We start from the raw sequence: 3,759 nt of genomic DNA, 5'->3' as shown, positions 1-3,759 counted from the left end.
CGCCGAAATGCTCCATCAGTGGAACCACCACTACAACTGGCACCGCCCGCACCAAGGTATCGGCGGCAAAGCACCAATGTCCAGACTCTCAACCAACCGAAATAACCTCTTGCAACTTCACAGCTAGTCCGCCTCCCGCAACAGTCGGATGCCGACCAGCGTGTAGCGGGTATCGGGCGCATTCCAGTTGCGGTAGGCCGACCGCGCATAGAAGGCCCAGGTGTGCCAGGACCCACCGCGGCGCACCCGCACGGTCCCGCTTTCCGGCCCTTGCGGATCGTCCACCGGCGAGTGCGCGTAGTAGGTATCGTCGTGCCAGTCGGCGGTCCACTCCCATGCATTGCCGTGCATGTCGTAGAGGCCGAACGCGTTCGGTTCAAAACTGCCCGCCGGTGCCGTGAACGCGTATCCATCGTCTCCGGCGAGGGCGTAGGGCGCCCACTTCTTCCAGTGCCTGCCCGAGGCTGCATCGAACACATTGGCCACCTTGAGCAGCGAGTGCGGGTCGTCTCCGCTGTGATAGCGGGTGGTGGTGCCGGCGCGTGCGGCGTATTCCCATTCCGCCTCCGTCGGTAAGCGGTAGGTCTTTCCTTCGGTCTCGCTCAGCCACTTGCACAGGGCTGCCGCATCGTTCCAGGTAACGTTCACCACCGGATGCTCATCGCTTTGAGAGAAGCCCGGGTTGCGCCAGGAGTATTTCGGGTTTCTTCCTTCGAACGCGTCTCCGCGCGACGATGACGCGGCGTCGTAGGCCGCGTCGTAGCCATATCCACCGGTACCGTCGGCTTCCGATTCGGGCGTGTACCCGGACGCTTCCAGAAATCGCCGGAATTGACCGACCGTCACTTCATACTGACCGAGGTAGAACGGACGCGTGATGCGAACGCGATGCACCGGCGCCTCGTCGGCAAGCTTTAGAAATCGCTGACGCTCGTACTGCGGAAATGATTTCGCGTAGGACTCGGGGGATTCCTCGCTGCCCATCATGAATTCGCCGGCGGGTATGCGGACGAAGCGCATGCCGAGCGAGTTTTCGATTCGCACCGGCGGCGGGACGGACACCGGCTCTGCCGCGCTCGCGGCCACCGACAGCAGGGTAATGATTGATATGAACATGCGCATGGGGATGCGGCACGAGCCGAAGGACGCAGGGTGGCCTATGCTGGCACGATTAGTGGACTTGCACAACGGCGGACCGGGCCGGAGTATTCCGCCTCGCAACGCTCGGCGCACCGTCATCAGGTAGATCGCCTTGGTGTGGCCCGCGCTGAAATAGATCACCTTAAACGCGGTTCCGGCCTGAACCGGTTAGCGAACGTGCTCCCTGGCGCGGGCGCTGAGTGCATACCAGCTATGCGTTACCGGTGCCGTGGCCCTGCTGAAGTTCGGCGACCCGATGTGGCGCCGCGGCGCGCCATATTAATCTGGTATCTTGCGATCTCTAACAAGTCAGGCGGCACATTGAGAAACGACGGCCGCAGAGGGGGCACCGTGACAGAGATCTACAGCGTCGAGTTCGTCGACTTGCAGCTTCGCTTTGCTGCGAAAGTCGGTCCACATAAGCTCCCCATTCAGCATGCGAAAGGGAAAGCATTAGCATCGTAGCAAGACTCTGTTGACTTGCCGCACCTCAAGCAGCACGGATTAAGGCGGCGTTTTCCAACCCTGTCTCAGAGCCGACATCGAGCGGGCAGGCCGTGAATGCGTTCAGCCGGTTGGGACAAGCATCGACAGCTGACGACCGAGGAAAAGGGAAAGCGCTGCCAGGGGAGCTTGTGCGAACAGGGACAAGAGGAGCATGCGCTGAAGCGACGCATGACTTCGTATCCAGTGCTCCTTCAGGGCGAGTCTCATCACGGCTGTTCCGTAAGGGAGGACGACCAGCGCTGCCGTCACGATTCCGGGCGTGTAGTTCCCGTACCAGACGGTCTGAACAGTGTGTGTCAGGGCGTTGGCAAGGAGCAGAGATGTCGCCCAAAGACTCCAGAGGGGCGTTGCTCCATGTTTCAGCCTGCGATGATCGAGGAGGCAGATAGCCAGATAGCTTGCCAGGATCAGCGCGACACCGATCCCGAACTCGAGGGTCCTGACTGGTAAGAACGAGCGGACGAACTCCGGAAGACGGTCCATGTTCAGGATCGTCCACTGCTCAACGGTGAGGATTTCCTCGGTATCGTGGATCAGAAAGATCGCGGGACCAGGCCACGGAATCAGGAACGTGCGCCCGCGCTTTTCTCTTTTCAGTCCGGGCGATGTCGAATCAATCATGGCTCACGTTACCAATTACCGTTCAGCGAGGACACGACGAGTTCGGGTTGCATTTTGCCTCGGCACGTCTTGAGTCGTTCGACTATGCATTATACGAACTGCACGCGAAGCCGCTCAATCTGTACCATCCTGCCGTCCCTGGCAAACGGCGGACACGAACAGATTGACGGGCTCTCCACCTTCCGCCGGTTATATGTAACTTGAATCAGATGAACATCGCCCAAGTACGACTCATCCATCAAATCATGACGAGTGCCGATACCTGCGGCATTCCGCTCTGGATTAGTGGCGGCTGGGCGATAGATGCCCGGCTGGGAGAGATCACCCGTGATCACGACGACATAGACCTGACCTTCCCGGCCGACAGGCAAGCCGACTTTGAAGCCATGCTTGCGGATTTAGGGGGGCAAGTCACCGAGCGAACGGACTATGGCTTCCTGGCCCGGCTGCGCGGCGTTCTTCTGGACTGCGAGCCGGCCCGCTGGTCGGGCACGGCCTATGAAATCGATGATGCGCCAGAAGGATCCTGCCCCGCGAATGCAGAGGGCATCCTGGAAGGAATCCCCGTCCGGTGCAACAGTTGGGAAGCCATTCTGTGGGACTATTTCTACTACCTCGATGAAGTTCCCCGGATCCAATGGCCAGGCAAGCACGTGCAGTCTTATGCGATGGTCGTCGCCGCGCTCGGGGACGACAGAGTCAGATCGCTCCGGGCAGTGTTTGATTCACGGCACCCCGGTTAAGCCAAAGGCGCTTCGCGCCAGGTTATTGACCGATCGTTCAAAAACTTGCATACTACAGTTATTGAACAACCGTTCCATAACTGATGAATGGGTGTCGCATGGCGAGACCAAGGACGTTTGATGAAGACGTTGTTATCGCCCGCGCGGCGGAGGTTTTCGGCCGTATCGGGTACAACGCCTGCTCGGTCGACGAGCTGGTGGAGGCAACGGCGCTGCAGCGAGGCAGTCTGTATAAGGCGTTCGGTTCCAAGCGCGGCCTGTTCGAGAGGGTGCTGAACCGCGCGCTGGCCGGCGAATGGTACCGGGACCCGGCCGTTCTCGACCTTCTCATCACCGCACTGCGCGAACTGGCCCCGACGGACCTGCCGATCGCCGCCCTTTGCCGCGAGGCCCTGCATGCGTATGGCGAAGGCGCCGCCGAACTGCTCGGCACGCGTCTGCTCGATCATCTGCCCACTCACGAGCCCAACAAGGAGTAGTGATGCCCCGACTCGAACTGACCGACAGCGAACTCGTCGTCCATCTGACAGCGTGGGAATCGATCTGGTCGCTCCGCCGCAGCTTCCGCGTGCCGCTCGCGCATGTTCGCGGCGCTACCGAAGACAACGGTTTCGGTGGAAGAGCGCTAGGTGTGAAGTTGCAAGAGGTTATTTCGGTTGGTTGAGAGTCTGGACATTGGTGCTTTGCCGCCGATACCTTGGTGCGGGCGGTGCCAGTTGTAGTGGTGGTTCCACTGATGGAGCATTTC

Annotated in this window: 7 protein-coding genes; 4 read left to right on the top strand and 3 right to left on the bottom strand. The window is 60.3% G+C overall.

All coding sequences use genetic code 11. The annotated features are described in order from the left end of the window. Positions 1–127: integrase core domain-containing protein (locus NCCP691_RS21140; RefSeq protein ID WP_220810545.1), on the top strand; the 127-nt coding region annotated here is incomplete at its 5' end. Here the strand turns inward: NCCP691_RS21140 and NCCP691_RS21135 are convergent. Together NCCP691_RS21135 and NCCP691_RS21130 are read right to left on the bottom strand one after the other, a co-directional pair. Further along, the gene (locus NCCP691_RS21135) at positions 124–1,116 is read right to left on the bottom strand and encodes a formylglycine-generating enzyme family protein (RefSeq protein ID WP_373870379.1); all 993 of its coding nucleotides are present in this window, start codon (positions 1,114–1,116) and stop codon (positions 124–126) included. The genes NCCP691_RS21140 and NCCP691_RS21135 overlap by 4 nt on opposite strands. A 591-nt stretch (positions 1,117–1,707) precedes the next feature. Further along, on the bottom strand, positions 1,708–2,268 hold the full coding sequence (locus tag NCCP691_RS21130) for an HXXEE domain-containing protein (protein WP_220810549.1): 561 nt from the start codon (positions 2,266–2,268) through the stop codon (positions 1,708–1,710). A 209-nt stretch (positions 2,269–2,477) separates the two neighbouring features. On the opposite strand from NCCP691_RS21130, the gene NCCP691_RS21125 reads away from it, so the two are divergent. The 3 genes from NCCP691_RS21125 (at position 2,478) to NCCP691_RS21115 (ending at position 3,675) form a co-directional block, all read left to right on the top strand. Continuing rightward, positions 2,478–3,011, top strand: a complete 534-nt coding sequence (locus NCCP691_RS21125) for a nucleotidyltransferase domain-containing protein (RefSeq protein WP_220810548.1) — start codon at positions 2,478–2,480, stop codon at positions 3,009–3,011. 98 nt (positions 3,012–3,109) lie between these two features. Beyond that, positions 3,110–3,490 carry a TetR/AcrR family transcriptional regulator gene (locus tag NCCP691_RS21120; protein WP_220810547.1) on the top strand — a complete coding sequence of 127 codons (381 nt, stop codon included), beginning with the start codon at positions 3,110–3,112 and terminating at the stop codon, positions 3,488–3,490. A 2-nt stretch (positions 3,491–3,492) separates the two neighbouring features. Continuing rightward, positions 3,493–3,675 (top strand): hypothetical protein, encoded by a 183-nt coding sequence (locus NCCP691_RS21115; protein WP_220810551.1) that lies wholly within the window; start codon positions 3,493–3,495, stop codon positions 3,673–3,675. Here the strand turns inward: NCCP691_RS21115 and NCCP691_RS21110 are convergent. After that, a complete protein-coding gene (locus NCCP691_RS21110) occupies positions 3,637–3,756 on the bottom strand; it encodes a hypothetical protein (RefSeq protein WP_373870352.1) in 120 nt (39 codons plus the stop codon). The genes NCCP691_RS21115 and NCCP691_RS21110 overlap by 39 nt on opposite strands. Positions 3,757–3,759: the final 3 nt, after the last annotated feature.

The organism is Noviherbaspirillum aridicola, assembly GCF_019656455.1.
GTDB lineage: Bacteria > Pseudomonadota > Gammaproteobacteria > Burkholderiales > Burkholderiaceae_D > Noviherbaspirillum > Noviherbaspirillum aridicola.
This window is presented reverse-complemented; position numbering and strand designations above follow the sequence as displayed.

Excerpts from the sequence above, each read along its gene's own strand:
- NCCP691_RS21120 (WP_220810547.1), top strand. The coding sequence starts at position 3,110 with ATGGCGAGACCAAGGACGTTTGATGAAGACGTTGTTATCGCCCGCGCG.
- NCCP691_RS21125 (WP_220810548.1), top strand. The coding sequence starts at position 2,478 with ATGAACATCGCCCAAGTACGACTCATCCATCAAATCATGACGAGTGCC.
- NCCP691_RS21130 (WP_220810549.1), bottom strand. The coding sequence starts at position 2,268 with ATGATTGATTCGACATCGCCCGGACTGAAAAGAGAAAAGCGCGGGCGC.
- NCCP691_RS21110 (WP_373870352.1), bottom strand. The coding sequence starts at position 3,756 with ATGCTCCATCAGTGGAACCACCACTACAACTGGCACCGCCCGCACCAA.
- NCCP691_RS21135 (WP_373870379.1), bottom strand. The coding sequence starts at position 1,116 with ATGTTCATATCAATCATTACCCTGCTGTCGGTGGCCGCGAGCGCGGCA.
- NCCP691_RS21115 (WP_220810551.1), top strand. The coding sequence starts at position 3,493 with ATGCCCCGACTCGAACTGACCGACAGCGAACTCGTCGTCCATCTGACA.